The organism is Mesorhizobium sp. WSM4821 (genome assembly GCF_055901555.1).
Map to the genome: position 1 here is coordinate 304,495 of NZ_CM148371.1, position 19,692 is coordinate 324,186.

Here is a 19,692-nt window from a genome sequence, read left to right on the forward strand (position 1 = left end):
GCTGGACCACCGAAAGCGCCGCCGTCAGACCGCTCGTGGGGACTACCGTGGGGGCAGCGCGGCCTATGGGATCGGATCGGAATTGGACGAGCACCGCATCACTCGTCTCAAGGCGCCAAGGCACGAATGCTTTATTGTCCCAGCTGCTCGGCTCGGTGATTTGTTCAAAGACGCTTGATCTCGATGCCGTATTTCCTCAACACGTAGCCAATCTGGCGCGGCGTCAGTCCGAGCAGGCGTGCCGCCTTCGCCTGGACCCAGCCACATCTCTCCATCGCCTGGATGACACGTTCGGCATCGGCCATTCTCGCGGAGTGGACGACCCCAGCTGCGTTCAGCGGCGGCTGCCCTAGGGTGTCTGATGGGGCTGCGACGGAGGCAGAACTAACCCTAGCAGCCGGCGGTACAGCCCGACCCAGTGGCAGCGGCCCGAACGGCGAAGGTTGCAGCGCGACTTTGCCAAGCTTGCAATTATGCAGCGCCTCGGCGAAGCATTTGCCCTGGCAGCATGCAAAGTCTTCTTTCCCGATTGATGGCCCCGCGGCCAGAACCGCGGTCCGATACACGCAATTTTCCAGTTCGCGAATGTTGCCGGGAAAGTCACAGTTTATCAGCACTTCGATTGCGCTCGGATCGAACGTCAACATAAGGCCGTTCTCATCGTTGAAATTCTTGAGAAACTCAGCTGCAAGGAGCGGAATATCGCTGCGCCTTTCGCGTAACGCCGGCACCAGCAAGGGAACAACACTGATGCGGTAGTAGAGGTCGGCACGGAACTCGTTTCTGGCAACTGCCTCTTCCAGGTTCTTGTTGGTGGCGGCGATGATGCGGACGTCGACTTTGATGGTCTGGTTGCCCCCGACGCGCTCAAACTCCTGCTCCTGCAGCACGCGCAACAGCTTTGCCTGGAACGAGGCCGAAATCTCGCCGATCTCGTCCAGGAACAATGTCCCCTTGTCGGCGAGCTCAAATCGCCCCTTGCGCGAGTTGAAAGCGCTCGTGAATGCTCCCTTCTCATGGCCGAACAATTCGGATTCCAGCACAGTCTCGGGCAGCGCCGCGCAATTGAGCTTGATGAAGGGCCGCTTGGCGCGCGGGGACAATTCGTGGATGGCCTTGGCGACCAGCTCCTTCCCGGTACCGGATTCGCCTCGCAACAGAACCGCAATCTTGGCCTTGGCGACGAGCGCAACTTTCTCAAGTAGGCCGCGCAACGCCAAACTGTTGCCAATCATCCCCTCCACGTGAGTTCTGTTAGGCTGCGGGGCCAGGCGCTTCTGCTTCGGCACCAAGTCCTGCCTTGCCAGCGGTTGCTCGCGGCCGCCCTCGAAAGAGCGATGCGACTTCACTGTCTGCCCTACCAAGTTGGCGATTAGCGGGAGCAGACATAGGCCGTAATCGAGCCAAACTCTTGAACCATGGCCCAGTGCGTGGTCGACGGTCAGCGTGCCGACCACATTTGCATCGACGCGAATGGGAACGCCGATGAAGGACACTGGTATGTAGTCGGAAGCCCCGAGCACGTCCCTGTCGGCGGCGGTGAAAGCCGAATGAACCGCGATGTTCTCGGTGACCAGCGGCTTATCCGTCGCCAAAACCTGGTCGATTGCATTCCGCGGCAGGTACGTCCGGCAGCGCTCACTGCAGCTCTCGGTCCGGTCGGCGCCTGCGATGATTTCCAGTTCGCCATCAGAGTCGACAAGTGAGATGATGCCGTGCCGCATCTGAAGGAACGATCGCAGCAGATCTACGACCTTGGCCAGCCTGACCTCGAGCGCGGAGGAGGCGGTGAGTGCCTTCGAAATTTCGTGGATGCCCGCAAGCGCGCTCGCGCGCGAGGGCAGAATCGCGGGTTCCCAGTCATCCCTTTTGGAGTCGTGGAGTGATGTGCAGCTTGACGAAGTCTCCTCAGCATCGTCTTCAGCTTGGCGACCATTGTTCTGATCTGACATGTCATCCTCGATCTTGGGCCGCGACAGCAACGCCGCGCCACCTGGATCTGCGATGTCCCCCGGCGTAGACGCATCAGATCGCATCAGGGTCCGAGCCATCGATGGCCGGCATCAACAAGCATGTCTTCGCCCCACGAGCCGCCGCATGATTGGCGAACTTGCTCGCGCGTGGGTGCCGCTTGCCGGAACGCTTGACGTTGATGCGGGTAGTCGTGATGTGTCGGCGGCAGTGCGCCAGAGTTCCGCAGGTGACGTACTGCCTTGCATAGGATCAAGAGTGGGTCACGGTTTCGGGCGTCCGTCAGGCGCTGACGAGGGGCAAGCACGAAAGAGGCCGGAGGCAAGGCTTGATGCATGGCTTGGCTATCCTTACTGAACTGAGGCGCGGTTCAGGCTCTGGGGCGCAACCACACGTTGCCCTACAGAGCGGGATGAGGATGGGCTAGTCAACCGAGCTTTTCTCGCATTTATGAAAGGAAAGCAGGCGGACATGATAGAATTCCATCAGATTTGCCGACAGATCCACGTCGACGGCAAAGCTACCCGGCGTGTTCACGGATGCCCGGCACGCTGAGCCCGCCGAGGTCGACGCTTGTTGTCGGCATTAGGGCGGCTGCGGCGGACAGTACGGCCCGAAGTGTCGTCGAACGGCTAAAAGTGTTCGCGCTACGAAGCATCTTCTGACTCGCACCGATGCGCCAGGTCGGGTGAACCATTCGGTCTTGTCGACGACCGTCGAGAGGCCAGGGCAGCAGCGGGAGAGCAGTAAGAGTCCGGTCGTGTAGGGAGTCCTCCACTTCCGCGCCCGGACAGGTCGCAAATACGACCAAGAAGCGAACAGGCACGGGGGATACCGGATACCGACTGGTGGGCTTACAGCCATGGGTGCAAAGCTGGGCGTAAGTGCGGGATTTCGCCCGAGATGACGGCAACAGTGCGAAAACCCGCACAACCCGCCCTTGCTGAGGCTGCCTCCCAAGCGGAGGGATACACATATTTGGGCGCGGGCCTCCACTTGGCACAAAACTTGCGGCCACATGCCAGCAGCGCGTGACCGGAGCGCCGCGATGGGAGAAGCGCGGGAAGGGAGGAGGGCCCAGCCCCCGATCCGGTCAGGGAGAGAAAAGCTGTTGGTTTCACCAATCCGAAGCGCGGGTCCAGCGACCCGCAAGGCCTTCTACGCTCAACTCTATATTCAGGTGCTTACCGCCATCGCGCTGGGTGTCGCAGTTGGGTATTTCTACCCGGACGTCGGCGAGAGCCTGAAACCGCTTGGGGATGCCTTCATCAAGCTCGTCAAGATGATCATCGCGCCGGTGATCTTTCTAACCGTGACGACCGGCATTGCCGGCATGAATGACCTCAAGAAGGTCGGCCGGGTCGCCGGCAAGGCAATGATCTATTTCCTCACCTTCTCGAGTCTCGCATTGATTGTCGGTCTCATTGTCGCAAATGTCGTTCAGCCAGGTGCCGGACTGAACATCGATCCGGCCTCGCTCGATGCCCAGGCCGTGAAGGGCTATGCCGCCAAGGTCCATGACCAGTCGGTGACCGGCTTCCTGATGAACATTATTCCCTCAACGATCGTTAGTGCCTTCGCGGACGGCGACATCCTGCAGGTCCTGTTCTTCTCGGTTCTGTTCGGAATCGCTCTCGCGATGGTCGGCGACACGGGCAAGCCTGTGCTTTCTTTGCTTCAGGCGCTCCTCGCGCCGGTGTTCAAGCTGGTCGGCATTCTGATGCGGGCTGCGCCTGTCGGCGCTTTTGGCGCCATGGCCTTCACCATCGGCAAATTCGGCATCGGTTCGGTGGCCAACCTCGCCATGCTGGTCGCGACGTTCTATTTCACCGCCTTCCTCTTCGTCTTCGGGGTTCTTGGCGCCGTCTGCCGATATAACGGCTTCTCGATTTTCTCTCTCATACGCTACATAAAGGAAGAGCTGCTGCTGGTCCTGGCAACGTCCTCCTCGGAGGCCGCGCTGCCTTCGCTGATGGAGAAGATGGAGAAGGCCGGCGCCAAGCGTTCCGTCGTGGGTCTCGTCATCCCCACTGGATATTCCTTCAATCTGGACGGCACCAATATCTACATGACGCTCGCCGCCCTCTTCCTGGCCCAGGCGACGAACACGCACTTGTCGGTTTATGACCAGATCCTCCTATTGCTCGTCGCGATGCTTTCCTCGAAGGGTGCCGCAGGTATAACTGGCGCCGGCTTCATCACCTTGGCCGCTACGCTCTCCGTAATACCAAGCGTTCCCGTTGCTGGGATGGCTCTGATCCTGGGCGTGGACCGCTTCATGTCCGAATGCCGAGCGCTGACGAACGTGGTCGGCAACGCGGTGGCCTCGCTGGTTGTCGCCCGCTGGGAAGGCGAACTGGACGAAACGCGCATGAAATCCGCCTTCAGGGGTTGCTCGAGAGATTAAGCGCCCCTCGCCCCGGCAAGATTGCTGCAGCGCGACCAGCCAACGCGCCGGGCTCATCAGCACCAAACAATCGGCTCGCTGGGTCTACACAGCGCTTCGCGGGGCCACAGATCAGAAGCACCAAACGGTGAGGACAAGAAACATGAACGCCCTAAAAAAACGGACCCTAGACCGAGACGCGCCCAGGTGCGTCCAGAGCGCTGTTCACTGTATGGGCCGTCGATCGGCGAGGATGCCGAAATGTTCAGGTTGCCGCCGCAATTCATCGCCGGGATGCACGTGATGACGGAGAGCCAGGCGATCAAAATTGGAGCAACGGCAAAGCGCCCTACAATTGCCGATCTCGCCCGCGAAGCCGGGGTGAGCGTGGCAACGGTCGATCGGGTCCTGAACGCTCGCCTTCCGGTGCGGGAGGAGACCGTGCGGCGCGTTCACCACGCGGCCCAAGCGATCGGCTATCATAATGCGGGACTTATCAAACAGCGCATGCGACAGGACCTGCCGCGCTACCGGCTAGGCTTCATCTTGAGAAAACCGGCCCAGCATTTCTACCGGGAGTTCGCGCGCGAGGTCGAGGCGTCTGTCAGTTCGGCCCACTGTTTCCACGGCATTCCGCTCATCGAATTCGCACCGTCACATTTGCCTGGGGATCTGACGGCACTGCTTAAGGATCTTGGTAGCCGATGCCACGCGATCGCCATGGTGGCGCCAGATCACCCAAAGATCACCGCAGCAGTCGAGGAGCTCAAGGCGAAGGGCATCCCGGTCTTTTCGCTGCTTTCTGACTTCGCCGCGGGCGTGCGCGAGGGTTACATAGGTCTCAACAACCGCAGCGTCGGTCGCACGGCAGCCTGGATGTTCTCCAAGGTCGCTAAACGGTCCGGCAAGGTGGCCGTGTTCGTCGGCAGCCACCGTTTCCACGGTCATGAGCTGCGGGAAAGCGGGTTTCGCTCCTATTTCCGTGAGAACGAGCCAGCATTCGAGGTGCTGGATACGCTCGTCAATCTTGAGAAGCGACAGATCACCTACGAGGCGCTGCTGGATCTTATGCACCGGGAACCTGAGCTCGTCGGCTTCTACATGGCAGGCGGTGGTATGGAGGGGGCTATCTCCGCGCTCCGGGAAGAGGACAAAGGCCAGGATCTCGTCGCGATCGTGAATGAAATCACGCCGGAGTCGCGGTCGGCCCTCGCGAACGACATCATTACGATGGCGGTGGCGACGCCGCTGCGCCGACTTTGCCAGGAGCTGACGTTGCTGATGGATCGCGCTATCAAGACCGGCACTGCGGAGACGCCGGGGCAGACATTTCTCCCGTTTGACATCTATCTGCCGGAAAACATCTGAAATGATGCGATCTATCGCCATGGCCGACATTCCTTTCATAATTGCCGCGCACTCCACTCGGGACGGTATGCGCATTTCAAATGAAGTGTAGGCTCTGCTCATTCAGATCGAGGGCAAAGCCGTGCTGGGGGATCGCCTCCATTCAATCACGTTAGTGAAGCTAAGCATGGCATTGCCTACTTGCTCTCAGGTGCTCATAGGAACCGGTCTGTTCAGGTGTGTGCGTCGCCAGCAGGGCTTGCTCGGGCGGTCGGATGCATATAGCTCGGCTACAGAAGAGGCGGCCAGACCTTCATTCGTCGTCTTCCGCGACTTCCTGCATAATTCGTGTTCAACAAGGAACGACCTATGAGGCGGCAGCCCCGAGCTTTCACGGTGGAGATCAAACAGAAGCGCAGCTCTCAAAAACGGAGTGGTTCGATCTGGAGCGGTGTCGATCTTACCGCAGCAATGGCCGAGACAACAAGGGAACTCGAGGAGATGGAGTTGCCAAATGGTCCCCCTGTTGACTCAAGTGTTGTAGCGCTTGATGCTGAACACATTCAGAAACCGCGAGCGGAGTATCTCATGGCAAATTCCCTGGACCCAGAACCAGTAACAACCACAACGCAACCGGCAGCCAAAGTAGAGAGGCCTCAAAAGAAGAATGCCCAACGGTCGCCGAAAGCGAAGGCGGAGCCCAGGCCTGCTCGGAAGAATGCGCCCGATGCGGCGTCTCAGGCGGAGCAAGCAGCGGCCGTGCGGACCGGGCGTAAGATCTACTCTGAAAAGGAGCGGGCCCAGATGCTCGCCCTGATCCAGAAGTCTATCAGTGGCGGCGCCACTCACAAGAGCGCCGTAAAGCAGGCCGGTATCTCGGAACAGACCTACTATCAATGGAAGAAAGCTGCACTGCCTGCATCGGTTGGTGACGATCTGAAGGACCTCGTCGCTCTTGAGGATGAAAACAAACGACTGAAGAGCCTGCTCGCGGAACGCCTGCGCAAGGAGAACGCGGAACTGAAGAGGAAGCTGGGGTTTCAATAACGCTGAAATTCTTGTCCGACGCGCTATCCGAGAGCTCATAGCTACGGGTCTGGCACCGGCGCTTCTGATCGGAGGAACCGGGCGTCGGCGATCCCGTAGAGGCCAGGCTAGGTGAAGCAGCAGCTGCGCGACCGCGGTCCTAGAAAGGATCACCTCAGGAGCACCTGCGGTTGGCTTCGCGCGCTCGCCCTTGTCCGCCACCAGTTGCTCCTTCGTCCGAAAATTCCCGCCGCCCTCTGCGGACCCATGGTACTGCCGCGGCCGCCCAAGGCGGTCCGGCAAGCATCTGCATGAGCGGGACACAGGAGCGATCTCGAATGATTTGTCCGCTCAAGTTGCCTACGCGCCTTAGACCGGCACTCGCGCCAGTAGCCCGTTTCGGATGAGATCAATGCTGGCGGCAAATGCGCCTGCAGAGTCATTCAACGCGTGGACTTCCTCGACGAGCTCAAGAGAAAAGGGGCCCGTATAGCCGCCATCGAGTAGCGCCCGGATCTGGCTGCAATTGTCGGAACCTCCCAAGATGTGATCCGGGTGAACCCAGAAGGTTGGATCGTTTATGCCTGAAATGTGCACGAGACCGGTCAGATCGCAGAAGAAGGACGTCTCGCCGGCGAGCGTGTGGTGGAATGTATCGTGCACAAGCCGGAAGACGGACTGGCCATCAACCCAGACAATAGCGTTAGCCGCTTCGTTCTTCGATCGAAGCGAGGAGGTCTGGAAGCCAACCGGTTCGATGAGTCCGATCAGACCCCGCGACTGAAGTATCGGCTTGAGCGCCTTCAAGGCGACGCGGAGATTGCCATTGCGCTCGCCATTGGCGGACCACGAACCGTCGTTCACCGGCACCAGCATGAGCGCCTGAGCGCCACAGGCGGCCGCATAATCGGCGAGCTTGCTGGCCTCGGCCTTACGAGCGGGAGTCCATTCGTTGAACCGCTGTAGGGCGTTGACTGAGATAATCGTGACGCCCGCTTCCGCAGCGGCAGACCGAACATCCGCCGGCGGCTTGCCGCGCATAACAGCGCTACTGCAGGGATTATTCCGGATTTGCACGTCGGTCAGACCGAGATCGCGGGCGAGCGCGAAGAACATGCTGACGTCAAGTCCGGGCGTCGCCATGTGGTCAAGTGCAAACCGAACTGGCGCCTCGCGCACTGAGTGGCTTTCATTCATAAAGGCGGCCGCCATTCTCGGCTGACTGGCTTCTGCCGTTTGGCCGAAATGATCGGCATGGGGAGGCGAGCCAATCGAACTGACCCGCTCTCTATTCACACGATCGTGATTCATTGTGAGCCGACTTTCACGCAACGGATACTACCGCGCCTCTTGAGAACATTGATCTGCTGCGAAATGACGGAAGAGTTTCTTCCGCAGAGAAGGCGCCCGGAAAGATGCTGAACCGATTCCGGAGCCAAACTGATGTGGCAGGCTGCTTCTTCGTAGCGAGGTGCCCAGCGCGATCATAGCGCCTCTCCGACCCCCTCCCTCAGGCTCTGGATCCATCCAGGACGCGCTGCCGTGCGGCCTTGAATGCCGGCTGGCCACAAGGGCAACGTGTCGGCGAGCGTGTTGAACGCAATCGGCGTGACAGCCGGCGAGACTGCGGGCGACAACATAGACTCTCCGTGGACCGGGCGTGATGGCGAGCACGGAGGCCGCGGCGAGGTACAGGGCGAATGGGGTCAGTCCTGGCATCATTGGTTCATTCCGACAAAGTTCATGATTATCTTGAGAGCGACGATCTCGCGGTCAGATGCCCGCTCGCTCGCCGCAAGGCCCGCAGCCACGCCAGCGCGGTCGGCCGCGTTCCGGTTCTGACTCAGTTTGCGCTTGCTCTCCAGCTTCGTGATCGGCATGCGCAAGCCAACGATTCCGCGGAGTTGCGCCTGTACAAAATCCGGCGGTGCATCCGACACCGCCCAAGGCGAGGCGCGCTTGCCCTCGTGGTGGTCAGTCAGACGTTTCACGACGTCCAGCAGTCTTCCCGCACGCTCGAAGAACTCGACCGGACCATAGGCGTGGACGGCGATGTAATTCCAAGTCGGGACGACCTTCCCGGCTTCCCGCTTAGCCGCATACCATGCCGGCGTCACATAAGCGTCCGGCCCCATGAACATGGCCAAGCCGTCGCCCAGCGGCGGAACTCCGTGTGTGAGTTACAGATCAGATACTTGCAATCTGGCCCTCTGGAAACAGCCAGTTAGTTACATTTGAAGCCGTCCAGTTGGTGAAGTGGCATGGCGTGCCGGATCATCGGGCTAATAATTTGGCGATCCAACAGAGAGGCCCTCCACGGCTTCTGCGCCCCGATATGTCTGGCTCAACCGTCCGTGGGTCCGCCGTGGCCAGCCTGGTGCTACCGATCGAGTTGCCCGCGATAAAGATAGAATCAGGGGCAATCTCTCTGGCGGCCCTGATGGGTGCTGTTGAAGACATCTACCCCGGAGATGGCGCAACTCGTGCGGCTCGTTCAAGGAAGGAGGAGCGGCCGGTGCATTGTGGCCCACGGCCACCACGAGCGCATGCTGCTTCCTATCGAGCCTGGCACGGCGCGCGGTGCCTTGATGCCATGCTGTCGGCCGGCCGGCTTGGCCGACTGCGCTACGGATGGAAGGTCGGGCGTCGTTGCGACGGCTGGCTGTTCCCGGGGCAGCACGCGATTACCCGACGCTGCAGATCCATCGGATCGTCGCCGAGACTGCAACAGCACCAAAACCGTCAAGGGGTCCGGCCGGCACACGCTGCGTCACAGCTTCGCCACGCCTTGAGACCGGCGCCGACGTCGGAATTACCCGGGTCCTTCTTGGGGGGAAGCAAGCTCGACACACGGCCCTCTACGCAAGCCTGACCTGTAGATATGCTGCAGGCCAGTCCGCGCGAGAACTTAGCCTTTTCAAGCAGGCGGAGAGCTCGCCCGTGCGGCGACTCGATCGAGATCGCCGATATGCTCCGTGCCCGGCCTGCCTATCAGGTCGCGCATGCAGGCCAGTTCAGCCTCGGCAGCTCAAGGTCATGTCGGTGATCGAGCACTGCAGCACGGCAGGCACACGCGGCCGAGGGCGGATCGGGTACAACTGCCGTGGTCGCCCCCCGATAAGGCAACCGGAATGAATCATCATCCGCATCCCCCTCGGCGGAGCCACGAGTCTGCCCAAGGATGGCAGATGTCTCGCGACCGCTTCGATCCGAATTCCATCCGGCTTTCGCCACGAAATGTTATACTGGCTTGGAGTGCCAGGACTGGCGTCTGACATCGAGATTGATCAAAGCAGCAACCCGAAGAGGTGCGTAATCTTTGGACCGTGGCGCTGGGTCGAATTATGAATGCGGTGCACCTTCCGCTGGCCTGCTGAGTACGAAATGGCCAGAGGCGTTACCGCCTATTGACCTTCGCAGCCCCAGGAGACCCAGCCGCAAAGGAACGCACACTGGTTGCGAGCGAACCGATCACACCGGGGCGGGCACGTTCCTCAACCGACCCGCCTGTCGAGACTGGCGGCGAAAGGCTTTAGCGGCGTGATTTCCTGCTTGTAGACCTTACACCCTGGTGCCAGCTCTCTCAGACCGCTCACCAGCATGTTAGCCGCCTGCTCGAGCGCCTCTTCCGGCATCGTTGCCAAGCTTTCCAAAATGAACCACATGCGGCCGCCCACCGTCTCCAACCGGGTGCGCGTGCCCTGCCGCCAATTCCAGCGGCGGCATGTAGCTCCCAGATCGTCGCGCCAGATGACCTCCCCCTTGTAAGGGCTTTCGACGACAGCTTCCCCATTCAAAACAGTGTGGAAGGACTCCGTTCCTCCGGCAATCATCAGCCGCGGTTTGCCGACATATGCATCGAAATTTTCGCCGCCAATCGGTATTGCGAAACGCAGGCTCACTGCATTGTAGAGGTCAACGACAGGATTTATTGGTGGGATTCGGCCATCCTTCTCCACCCGTTTTTTCAATGCCTGCGCCGAGCACGGAGTCCGGTTTGGTTTCGCGCCGAACCGGACGTATGCCTCCGCCCAACTGGCCAAGTGCGCTTCTCCCCAGGCCGGCCCCCCCGCTCGGGCGAAATCGCAAGCCTCTCCCAACACGTCCCGAGCCATGACGCTTCGCGCACTGTCTTGTGCATCAACAAGAATGCTGATTGCGCGAAAGTCAGGTGCGATCTCTGCTATTTCTTCGTCGATCAGCGGAAAATCCAACAACGCTTCCTCCTTCAAGCCAGTCGCGAGGGCGCCTTTGTTTCGACGGGATTTGAGAGCTCCTCAAGAATTCCCTTCCCCGGTCCCAGGGGGGCATACTCCTGCCCTGGACCCGGCCTGGCCGACAGAGCCAGTCCTGGCAAGTCTTGCTGATCCAGTCTGCGATCAATGCCGGCGCGACTCTGGGGTCACGAGCCAGGCCCGCTCGCTGTCCGGGCGGGCATTGAGCGTCTTGCCGAATCTTCGGCAAAGCTTCTGACCCGTTGGACAGCGCCAGTAAGGAGACGAACGCCATTCTCGATCTGCCGAATGGTCAGGGCGGAATAGCCCATTACCAATCCAATCCGATCAGCGCGGTCTTGATCTCGGATGTACAGCGATGAAATCGGATGGATGCCAACCCCGACCCGCCGCGCCTCTTCAACCATGACCTCCTCCAGCGACCGAGAAAGATCCTTGAACCAGACGACGACATGCAGCCCTGCATCGGCCCCCTCGATGGCAATGCTGTCTGCGAACGCGCGTCGAAGGACGGCAAGCAGTGCCTCTCGCCGCTCCCCGTTAAGACGGCGGACGCGGCGCACGTGGCTTTCATAACCACCGCTCTCAATGAGTGAGGCCAAGGCCTCCTGTTCCGCAACCGGAGAATGCCTGTCGAGAAGCTGCTTGGCCATCGCAAAGACGTCTTGCAACTCGGCCGGAACCACCAGGTAGCCGATGCGCAGCATCGGCGACAGTGTCTTGGAGATCGTGCCAACATAGATTACGGAACTGCGGTCTTCCAGCTTATGCAGCGGGGGCACCGGTCGAATGTCGTACCGGTACTCGCCATCGTAATCGTCCTCGATAATATAGGCGTCATTGCGCCGAGCCCATTCGAGGAGCTGATACCGCCGCGAAATCGACAAGACGCCACCGAGGGGGAATTGGTGCGACGGGGTGACATAGGCTAGCCGCGCTGGGATCTCCTGCAGCAGCTCGGTCTTCATGCCCTCGCTATCGACGGCGACAGCGACGGGCGTCGCTCCTGTGCTGGCAAAGACTTGGCGCGCCATTCTATAGCAGGGATCCTCGATCACGAAGCTGTCTGAAGGATCGAGCAGCAGGCGCGCGCACATGTCGAGGCACTGTTGTGATCCGCTGACGACGAGGATCTGCTCGACCTGGCAGCTAAGTGTTCGGGCACGCCACAAATATCCCTGCAGCGCCTGGCGCAAGCGATGCGAGCCGCGTGGATCGTGATAGGCTAGCCTTCCGGGCCTTTGTGACATTGCCGCGTTCATCGCACGCTTCCACGTCAGCGCCGGGAAATCAGATGGGGCGAGGTCGCCATAACGGAAATCAACCTTGAAGTGGTTGGGGAGGTAATCGCGCCGTGGCGGACTTGCGCGCAGTCGCTCGCCGTAACAGGAAAGGTGGATCGGGCCAGTCCGTTTCGGCACCGCGCTGGTCTCTTTACTTCGGACTAGCGAAGATGCAACGCGAGGTCTTGCGCCTTGAATGACCTCGATGAAACCTTCGGCGACCAGCTGATCATACGCCACGGTGACCGTGGTTCGCGACACACCGAGTTCATTTGCGAGGCCGCGTGACGACGGCAGCTGGCTGCCCGTTTCATAGATCCCACCCAGGATCTGCTCGCGAAGAGCTTCGCAGATCTGGCGCGCGCCCAGACCTTGCGAGCGAGCTGTCGACGCGGCAGGAGAAGGCTGGACCATTTCTTTCATCGCCAACTGGACGTTCCATCTGAGTTAGTGTGACGGCATTGTCCCCGAAATCAAGAGGGTTAAAGCCGATGACCAGCGCCGAAGATCAGCTTGAAGCCGAGGCAACATCAACGCCGTCCCGGAACGACGTCGGTCTCGCATTCGCCACCCGGGCAATCCATCATGGCTACGATCCGGCCGGCTTTTCCAATTCCGTTCAGACGCCGGTGTTTCTTACATCGACCTATGGATTTGAAAGCGTGGCAGCAAACGAAGCCGTCGCAGCGCTTGGCGGAAGGCTCTACGCACGCGAATACAACCCGACCACCGAGATCCTCGAAAAGCGGCTCGCCAATCTCGAAGGAGCCGAAGCTGGGCTGGTACTCGCCTCGGGGATCGCCGCCTTCGGAACGCTGATCCTTTCGCTGCTTTCGCAAGGTGACGAACTCATTGTCCACAAGACACTCTATTCGAATACGCTCGCCATGGTCGAACAGGGGCTGCCGCAGTTTGGCATCAAGGTCGTTGCCGTCGACCTGTCGAATCCGAGCAATCTCAATGGCGCCATCACTGACAGGACCCGTCTCGTGTTCTTCGAGACGCCAATCAACCCGCTGAGCCGTATCCTCGACATCGCTGCCATTGCGGAACACGCCCATTCTCGCGGCGTGAAGGTCGCCGTCGACAGCACCTTCGCCTCGCCCGCCCTCCAGCGTCCGCTGGAACTCGGAGCCGACATCGTGACCCATTCGCTGACCAAGTACATCAATGGCCATGGCGATGCTCTGGGCGGTGTGATACTGGGCGATGCGAAAACACTGCACCTGCTGCGCGAAACTGGCCTGCGCTATCTCACCGGGGCAGCGCTCTCGCCCATGTCGGCGTTCCTGATTTTGCGCGGGTTGAAGACACTCACGTTGCGTATGGAGCGTCACAGTGTCTCTGGGCTTGCGGTCGCTCAGGCGCTCGAGGCGCACCCGGCTGTGGCTTGGGTTAGCTATCCATTTCTCGGCTCTCATCCCGACCATGAGATCGCGCGCAGACAGATGTCGCAAGGCTCGGGCATGTTGGCTCTCGGCCTCCAAACGGGGTTCGAGGGCGCGCGCCGTATGATGGACCGGCTCAAGCTGATCATCAGGGCGGTCAGCCTCGGCGACGCTGACAGTCTCATCTATCATCCGGCAAGCCTGACCCGCTCGCGCAAGTCAATCCGCAAGGACGCGCATTTGCCTGACGGAGTCGGCGACGACCTCATGCGTCTGTCGGTAGGGCTCGAAGACGCCGCCGATTTGATCGCGGATCTAGAGCAGGCGCTGGACGGGGTCTGATGCCCAACGCTTCACCCAATCTAACGACGGGAGCTTCAGCATGGCTTTCCTGAGCGGCCTTTCGGCCTTCCCAATAACGCCAAGCGACAGTGACGGCGGCGTCGATGTCCTGGCGCTTCGAAAGCTGATAGCGCGGCTTTGCGCAGCAAAGGTGGATTCCATCGGCCTGCTCGGTAGCACCGGCACCTACATGTATCTGTCGCGCGCGGCACGCCGCCGGGCGATTTGCGAGGCGCTGGACGAGACGCGTGGACGAGTCCCGCTCGTGGTGGGCGTGGGCGCTTTGCGCACCGATGAAGCGATACACTATGCAAGTGATGCGAAGGCCCTTGGCGCAGCCGCGGGGTTGCTCGCGGCTGTTTCCTACACCCCGCTTACTGACGACGAAGTTTTCGAGCATTTTTCGACAGTGGCGCGCGAAAGCGGCCTGCCGATCGTGATCTACGACAATCCTGCAAACACGCATTTTCGCTTCACGCCAGCGCTCATCGAGCGTCTGGGACAGCTGCCTGAGATCCTCGCTATTAAAAACTCAGCCGACCGGGGCGATGCTATCAAAGGCCAACTTGCGCACCAGAAAAAAATTGTGCCGAAAGGATTCTCGATCGGCTACAGCGGCGACTGGAACGCCACCGAGGCCCTGATCGCCGGCGCCGATACATGGTACAGCGTCCTCGGTGGCATCTTGCCCGACCCCTGCCTGAGGATGGTCAGAGCCGCTCAGCACGGCGACCACGCAGAAGCACACCGGATCGACGCCACCCTGGCCCCGGTGTGGGAGCTTTTCAAGACGTTCTCGAGCCTTCGCGTCGTCTACGCAATCGCCGAGCTCCTCGAAATCTGTTCCGCCGAGCCCCCACGGCCAATCAAGCCGCTTTCCGCTGCGGCGAAGGGCCAGCTCGCCGGCGTCCTGGACCGTCTAGGATCAGGTGTCGGATCGTAAGCCGCGCGACTTCATTTTGCCGAGGGAAAAATGTACGCACCGACCCTTTCGATGACTAGCCGAGATGTTCTCCATAATCTGATCGGGAACAATGCGCGCGGCGTGCTGATCACCGATGGATCGACAGGTCTCGACGCCAATCACGTCCTCGTCAACGTGTTCGATTGGCAGAACGTCTTATCGGCGAGGGAGGTAGGCGTCCGGGGCCGCCAACGCCTACATTCTCCGGAAGAGTGTGCAGGCCAGACGACTTCCACTCGAAGCATCAAAGCCTTGATGCGCTAACAGCATTCAATCGCTGCGCAGGATCTTTGCTTCAAGCGCGGCTGCCACAAAAGCCCTTCGAGCAGATGGTGGATGGGCCTCACCACGCAATACCTGCAGACAAGCGTCCATCGCTACCCTCCGTTTCTCGGTCCGATGATGAAGGGCACGGATCAGGATAGCGGCCGCCTGGTTGACATCGAATACGATACGCTCAGAACTGTGGCGGCCAACCTGAACAACGACCGCCCTCTCAAATCTGTGCAAGCCGGTCATCTCTCCGCCCCCCAAGGCGATCATCCGTCAATAGGGCCCAGCTCGTCTTCTTTGCCGAGCCGACATCTGTGAGCCGAGATAATCCCCTTTTGACCGACCCCGCGCTAGCCTGACACGCGCTTGGCCGCTCTGTTCCGCTGCCGATCTGCAGGCGGGATCCATCGGTTGTCGGAGGTTGTTCCTCCAACATGACGGCGCGATTCAAAAAGCCGAATAGGCCCTTTGGGCGCTGCCCTCGCCATCGAAAATCTTGTCGATGACCTAAAGAGTAGCTTGATCAGGGAAGGCTCGCTTCTAGCGCGACCACCTTCGTGCTCAGCACGCGCGCTCGGTGCCGAGGGAGCGCGGCACCTCCCGTCGCGCGGGTGATGTGTGACCGTGCACATCCTTGCCCAGCGCTTGCGGTGGCCAGGCCTTCTACAGTGCCGCACAGCGCTGCCTCGCAAATCTGGTGATTTTTGCGTGTCAGCCATTTGTTCTAGATCACGCGGCACACCTTACCATTCATCGCGCGGATGCCTCACATCCAAACAATCTAATTTACCGGTTCCTCATGATCCTGCATAGCGCGACATCAAAACCCACGGCTATGTTTTCCAGCCGTTTTCTGCGGTTGCTCTACGGTCACCTCAACAAGGATCTGCTATGCGCATTTGCGGTATCAAGCTGACGCACGACGGGGGAATTGCTGTCGTGGAAGACGGCAGATTACTCTTTTGCATCGAGCAGGAGAAGCTCGACAATAACCCACGATACCAACATATCGAGCGGCTTGAGACGGTCGCCGCCGTTTTGGCGGAAAACGGGCTTGCTCCGCGCGATATCGACCGGTTCGTTATTGACGGATGGGACGGTGAAATCCAGTCAGAATTCCAGGTTCTGAGTAACGGCTCCCCTATCACTCTCAACGGCGCGCCATATGTGGAGCGGGACGCCGAAAATCCTCTGACAGCCTATCAAGGTTCCGGTCTCATGCTCGACAATGGGGTATGTTCTTATGAAAGCTACCCGCATGTTATTGGGCACGTAGCTTCCGCATACTGCACCAGCTCATTCGCCAAAGCAGAGGAACCGGCATTTTGTCTGGTATGGGACGGCTGCATCTTTCCGCGGCTTTACTACGTCGAGCCAAGTGGAGTCCGATTTGTTGGGTGCCTGTTTCCGATGATAGGCCATGCCTATGCGGCCGCGGGCCAACATTTCGGTCCTTACAGGCAAGAACTGCGGACTGGCTGGAATCTCGGTATCGCCGGCAAGTTGATGGCCTATATTGCGCTCGGAGTGGTCCATGAACACATCGTGAATGTGTTTCAGGAGCTTTACGACGACCATTTTGCCTGGGATACGGACCTTGCTTTTGGCTACGGGAACAACAGCCACAGCGAAGACGCGTTACTCACGGCTGTGCACGACTTCTTCGATGCAAGCGCGTCGCGGTTAATCCCCGAAACGCCCGAGGACATACTTGCTTCGTTCCATGCCTTCGTGGAGCGTCTTCTCGTCCAGGGGATGACAAGGGCGCTGCGTGGGTACTCAGTCCCCAAAACCCGAAACCTGTGCATAGCCGGCGGATGCGGGCTGAACATCAAATGGAACAGCGCTCTTCGGGCGAGCGGTTTGTTCGACGCAGTCTGGGTGCCTCCGTTTCCAAACGACAGCGGATCGGCGATCGGTGCCGCTTGCTGCGCGCTGGCCGCCGACAAAGGTTTCGTGCATCTCGACTGGTCAGTCTACAGCGGGCCAAATGTGAGCCATGGCAAGGTTCCGCCTGGTTGGCAATCTGCTGCTTGCAGCCTGAAAGAACTTGCCAGCGTGCTAGCCGACAACAAGCCTGTGGTGTTCCTTGCAGGTCGCGCAGAGCTTGGTCCACGTGCTTTGGGAGGCAGAAGCATCCTGGCGGCCGCAACTTCGCCGGAAATGAAGGACCATCTCAACAAAATCAAAGTTCGAGAGCACTTCCGACCGGTAGCGCCAATATGCTTGGAGGATCGTGCACCTGACATGTTTGACCCCGGCACGCCGGATCCTTACATGCTGTTCGATCACCGAACCCGTTCGGAGTGGAAAGAAAAAATCCCGGCGGTCGTCCATCTCGACGGGACTGCGCGACTTCAGACAGTTTCGAGAACTTCTGAACACCCAATTGCAGAACTTCTGATAGAATATGAGAAACTCACGGGCATTTCGCTGCTCTGCAACACGAGTGCAAATCTCAATGGACGTGGTTTTTTTCCGGATGCGGCTGCCGCCTGTGAGTGGGGATGCGTAGACCACGTTTGGTGCGATGGGTTGCTGTTGACCAAGACAGGTCAATTCGAGGGCTGAGCGGCGGGCTGTAACGAACTTGAGTTACCGCGCTCTAGCGCTGCAATCGCCGGCAGCATCGCTGAGGGAGCCGGATACTGCGGGTGTGTGCGGTTACGGCCCTTGAAGCTGCCCTGATCTGACGAACGAATCTGATCGTCATGGCCGATAAAGCGCCGAGACTGTGCTGTTGAGCTGGCAAGCACGCGAATGCTTTTGCTTAGCGATGTGAATGGAGGGGTTCGAACACCAGGGCCTGCACGGCCCTGCCGACCGGCACGCCATTCGTCTGCTGCGGTGGTGGCAAGCTTGAGCGAATTAGCTGTTTGAGCTCCTTCTGCCAACGGAATCCCGCATTGCCTGCGCCAGCCGCGTTAATCCCTGGGAGCGTCCGCCTTGCCGTCCGCGACTTTGCTCAGCACCGAACCACTCCGCCATGGCGCCGGGCATGTGGCCGATCATGTTGACCCGACACCCTCCGTCAGTCAGCAAGTCGGAGTAGAGGTCCACATCCTCGAGCATGCTCCTTGCAGGACCCATACGTGCGAGATCGGTTGCAGCAACCCGATGCCGAAGAGCACAATTGCCAGCGCACGGTCCTGGTGCCGTCGCGGGGTCACTGCCGGTTCTTCTGACCGCTCGCGTCGTGTTCGGAATAGCGCTCGGAGGCTTCTGGTCGATGTCGGCAGCGTTGGCGATGCGGCTCGTTCCAGGTCACCTCCTGCGTCGCGCCATGTCGATCATCCCCTCACCGGCGCACCGTCGCTACCGTTTGCGCGGTCCAATCGGCGCCTATGTCGGCGACGTCTGGGGGTGGCGAAGCGCCTTCATGATCGCTGCAGTCTTCGGCGCGTTACACTGGTAGCGCAACTCATGACTTTTCCGAGGCTGCCTCCGATTGGAGCGGCCAGCTTCCGATGTGACCAAGAATCCGATGATCAAAGTCGCGATTTTCCGGGCACTTCGCCGGCTTCTTCTATATCCGCGACTTCCTCGAGAATGTTCCCGCGCTCAACATCGAGACGATCTCGCTCGTGTTGCTCGCCTTTGGCATCGGCGGCTTCTTCGGCAATTTGGCCGGCGGATTCTTGGCCGAGCACAGCCTCAAGGCAGTCGCGGCCCTGCCGCCCCTGCTCATAGCGATGGCCGCTGTCTCGCTGCTGACGTTGGGAGCATCGGCCTGGGCCTCGGCGATTGCGGTGCCGTATGGGGCTTTGCCTTCGGCGCGGTGCCGGTGGGACTGCAGAATGCGTGGTGCTGCGCTCCGCTCCCGAGCAGGCCGAAAACGCTGGTGGGCTGATGACCGCAACGTTCCAAGTGGCCATCGCCGCCGGCGCGATTTTCGGCGGACTGCTGGTGGACAATCCCGGCGTTGCTAGTGCCTTTGCCTACAGCGCCGTTGCCTCGTTCCTCGCTGCCCTGACAGTGTTCTTGCTCGGACCGAAGCGCGAACCCTAGACCGACTGACACAGGCCAGTGCAGCACGGGGAAAGATGCAATCGCATCAGCCGCGCGGTGCGATCCTGCCCACGATTTTTTGGCGGTTGCAGCCATCGTCTCCGCGCGATCTCACGTTGTTGTCCGGTCGATTTCGACCAGCGGCGGCGTTTTGAATGATGGTGCCGACGAGAGAAGCTAAAAGTGCCGGACCGAAGCGGATCGCCTCGCCGTCGATCGCTCGCCTCGTACGGCTATAATACAAGGGCGATCCCGTGCTTGATCCGTGTGAGGCGGCTTTCCATGCCTCCGGCCGAAGCAGCTTTTGAATTGATTGCATTCCCGGCAATTGGGCGCGGTGCATAGGAGTAGACCTTCAGCCTCGCACAGCCTGCGGTAAAAGAACTTCTTCCACTTCATGTTTTTGGTGTTGCCGGCTACCAGCGTCGGAATCAGCACCACACTGTCATGCAAGATCATCGAATTGGGT

The 19,692-nt window shown here is 59.9% G+C and carries 14 protein-coding genes and 2 pseudogenes; 8 read left to right on the plus strand and 8 right to left on the minus strand.

Annotated elements, in window-relative coordinates:
• Positions 1-164 precede the first annotated feature (164 nt).
• Positions 165-1,952, minus strand: a complete 1,788-nt coding sequence (gene nifA / locus AC0NID_RS01380) for a nif-specific transcriptional activator NifA (RefSeq protein WP_473458433.1) — start codon at positions 1,950-1,952, stop codon at positions 165-167.
• A gap of 1,130 nt (positions 1,953-3,082) precedes the next feature.
• On the opposite strand from nifA, the pseudogene AC0NID_RS01385 reads away from it, so the two are divergent.
• The 3 genes and pseudogenes from AC0NID_RS01385 to AC0NID_RS01395 all read left to right on the plus strand — a co-directional run bounded on the left by AC0NID_RS01385 (position 3,083) and on the right by AC0NID_RS01395 (position 6,751).
• Positions 3,083-4,509, plus strand: a pseudogene (locus AC0NID_RS01385) (dicarboxylate/amino acid:cation symporter).
• A gap of 151 nt (positions 4,510-4,660) precedes the next feature.
• Positions 4,661-5,725 carry a LacI family DNA-binding transcriptional regulator gene (locus AC0NID_RS01390; protein ID WP_473458479.1) on the plus strand — a complete coding sequence of 355 codons (1,065 nt, stop codon included), beginning with the start codon at positions 4,661-4,663 and terminating at the stop codon, positions 5,723-5,725.
• A 375-nt stretch (positions 5,726-6,100) separates the two neighbouring features.
• Positions 6,101-6,751 (plus strand): transposase, encoded by a 651-nt coding sequence (locus AC0NID_RS01395; RefSeq protein ID WP_473458431.1) that lies wholly within the window; start codon positions 6,101-6,103, stop codon positions 6,749-6,751.
• Positions 6,752-7,099: 348 nt separating this feature from the next.
• Here the strand turns inward: AC0NID_RS01395 and AC0NID_RS01400 are convergent, their stop codons facing one another.
• The 4 genes and pseudogenes from AC0NID_RS01400 to pdxR all read right to left on the minus strand — a co-directional run bounded on the left by AC0NID_RS01400 (position 7,100) and on the right by pdxR (position 12,671).
• On the minus strand, positions 7,100-7,942 hold the full coding sequence (locus AC0NID_RS01400; protein ID WP_473458477.1) for a TIM barrel protein: 843 nt from the start codon (positions 7,940-7,942) through the stop codon (positions 7,100-7,102).
• Between the two features lie 506 nt (positions 7,943-8,448).
• Positions 8,449-8,898: pseudogene (locus tag AC0NID_RS01405) on the minus strand (FMN-binding negative transcriptional regulator); the annotation flags it as partial.
• Between the two features lie 1,326 nt (positions 8,899-10,224).
• Entirely contained in the window at positions 10,225-10,947 is a 723-nt protein-coding gene (locus AC0NID_RS01410) for a B3/B4 domain-containing protein (protein WP_473458429.1), read from the minus strand.
• Between the two features lie 185 nt (positions 10,948-11,132).
• Positions 11,133-12,671 carry a MocR-like pyridoxine biosynthesis transcription factor PdxR gene (gene pdxR, locus AC0NID_RS01415; protein WP_473458475.1) on the minus strand — a complete coding sequence of 513 codons (1,539 nt, stop codon included), beginning with the start codon at positions 12,669-12,671 and terminating at the stop codon, positions 11,133-11,135.
• Between the two features lie 68 nt (positions 12,672-12,739).
• On the opposite strand from pdxR, the gene AC0NID_RS01420 reads away from it, so the two are divergent.
• Positions 12,740-13,978: a trans-sulfuration enzyme family protein gene (locus AC0NID_RS01420; RefSeq protein WP_473458427.1), complete on the plus strand. Its 1,239-nt coding sequence runs from the start codon at positions 12,740-12,742 to the stop codon at positions 13,976-13,978.
• A gap of 40 nt (positions 13,979-14,018) precedes the next feature.
• On the plus strand, positions 14,019-14,921 hold the full coding sequence (locus AC0NID_RS01425) for a dihydrodipicolinate synthase family protein (protein ID WP_473458425.1): 903 nt from the start codon (positions 14,019-14,021) through the stop codon (positions 14,919-14,921).
• Positions 14,922-15,212: 291 nt separating this feature from the next.
• Here the strand turns inward: AC0NID_RS01425 and AC0NID_RS01430 are convergent, their stop codons facing one another.
• Positions 15,213-15,461, minus strand: a complete 249-nt coding sequence (locus tag AC0NID_RS01430) for a DUF982 domain-containing protein (protein ID WP_473458423.1) — start codon at positions 15,459-15,461, stop codon at positions 15,213-15,215.
• Between the two features lie 645 nt (positions 15,462-16,106).
• On the opposite strand from AC0NID_RS01430, the gene nodU reads away from it, so the two are divergent.
• Complete coding sequence (gene nodU, locus AC0NID_RS01435) at positions 16,107-17,786, plus strand: nodulation protein NodU (RefSeq protein WP_473458421.1); 1,680 nt, start codon at positions 16,107-16,109, stop codon at positions 17,784-17,786.
• 562 nt (positions 17,787-18,348) lie between these two features.
• Positions 18,349-18,630: an MFS transporter gene (locus AC0NID_RS01440; RefSeq protein WP_473458419.1), complete on the plus strand. Its 282-nt coding sequence runs from the start codon at positions 18,349-18,351 to the stop codon at positions 18,628-18,630.
• A 73-nt stretch (positions 18,631-18,703) separates the two neighbouring features.
• Here AC0NID_RS01440 and AC0NID_RS01445 read toward each other — a convergent pair whose 3' ends face one another.
• Positions 18,704-18,865 carry a hypothetical protein gene (locus AC0NID_RS01445; RefSeq protein WP_473458417.1) on the minus strand — a complete coding sequence of 54 codons (162 nt, stop codon included), beginning with the start codon at positions 18,863-18,865 and terminating at the stop codon, positions 18,704-18,706.
• A 199-nt stretch (positions 18,866-19,064) separates the two neighbouring features.
• On the opposite strand from AC0NID_RS01445, the gene AC0NID_RS01450 reads away from it, so the two are divergent.
• Positions 19,065-19,223: a hypothetical protein gene (locus AC0NID_RS01450; RefSeq protein ID WP_473458416.1), complete on the plus strand. Its 159-nt coding sequence runs from the start codon at positions 19,065-19,067 to the stop codon at positions 19,221-19,223.
• Positions 19,224-19,400: 177 nt separating this feature from the next.
• On the opposite strand, the gene AC0NID_RS01455 is transcribed toward AC0NID_RS01450, so the two are convergent.
• On the minus strand, positions 19,401-19,682 hold the full coding sequence (locus AC0NID_RS01455) for a nitrogen fixation protein NifQ (protein WP_473562984.1): 282 nt from the start codon (positions 19,680-19,682) through the stop codon (positions 19,401-19,403).
• Positions 19,683-19,692: the final 10 nt, after the last annotated feature.

Bases quoted from the DNA above. Each gene is read 5' to 3' on its own strand.
- AC0NID_RS01400 (WP_473458477.1), bottom strand. From the start codon at position 7,942: ATGGCGGCCGCCTTTATGAATGAAAGCCACTCAGTGCGCGAGGCGCCA.
- AC0NID_RS01420 (WP_473458427.1), top strand. From the start codon at position 12,740: ATGACCAGCGCCGAAGATCAGCTTGAAGCCGAGGCAACATCAACGCCG.
- AC0NID_RS01390 (WP_473458479.1), top strand. From the start codon at position 4,661: ATGACGGAGAGCCAGGCGATCAAAATTGGAGCAACGGCAAAGCGCCCT.
- pdxR (WP_473458475.1), bottom strand. From the start codon at position 12,671: ATGAAAGAAATGGTCCAGCCTTCTCCTGCCGCGTCGACAGCTCGCTCG.
- AC0NID_RS01450 (WP_473458416.1), top strand. From the start codon at position 19,065: ATGACCGCAACGTTCCAAGTGGCCATCGCCGCCGGCGCGATTTTCGGC.
- nifA (WP_473458433.1), bottom strand. From the start codon at position 1,952: ATGTCAGATCAGAACAATGGTCGCCAAGCTGAAGACGATGCTGAGGAG.
- AC0NID_RS01430 (WP_473458423.1), bottom strand. From the start codon at position 15,461: ATGACCGGCTTGCACAGATTTGAGAGGGCGGTCGTTGTTCAGGTTGGC.
- AC0NID_RS01455 (WP_473562984.1), bottom strand. From the start codon at position 19,682: ATGATCTTGCATGACAGTGTGGTGCTGATTCCGACGCTGGTAGCCGGC.
- nodU (WP_473458421.1), top strand. From the start codon at position 16,107: ATGCGCATTTGCGGTATCAAGCTGACGCACGACGGGGGAATTGCTGTC.
- AC0NID_RS01425 (WP_473458425.1), top strand. From the start codon at position 14,019: ATGGCTTTCCTGAGCGGCCTTTCGGCCTTCCCAATAACGCCAAGCGAC.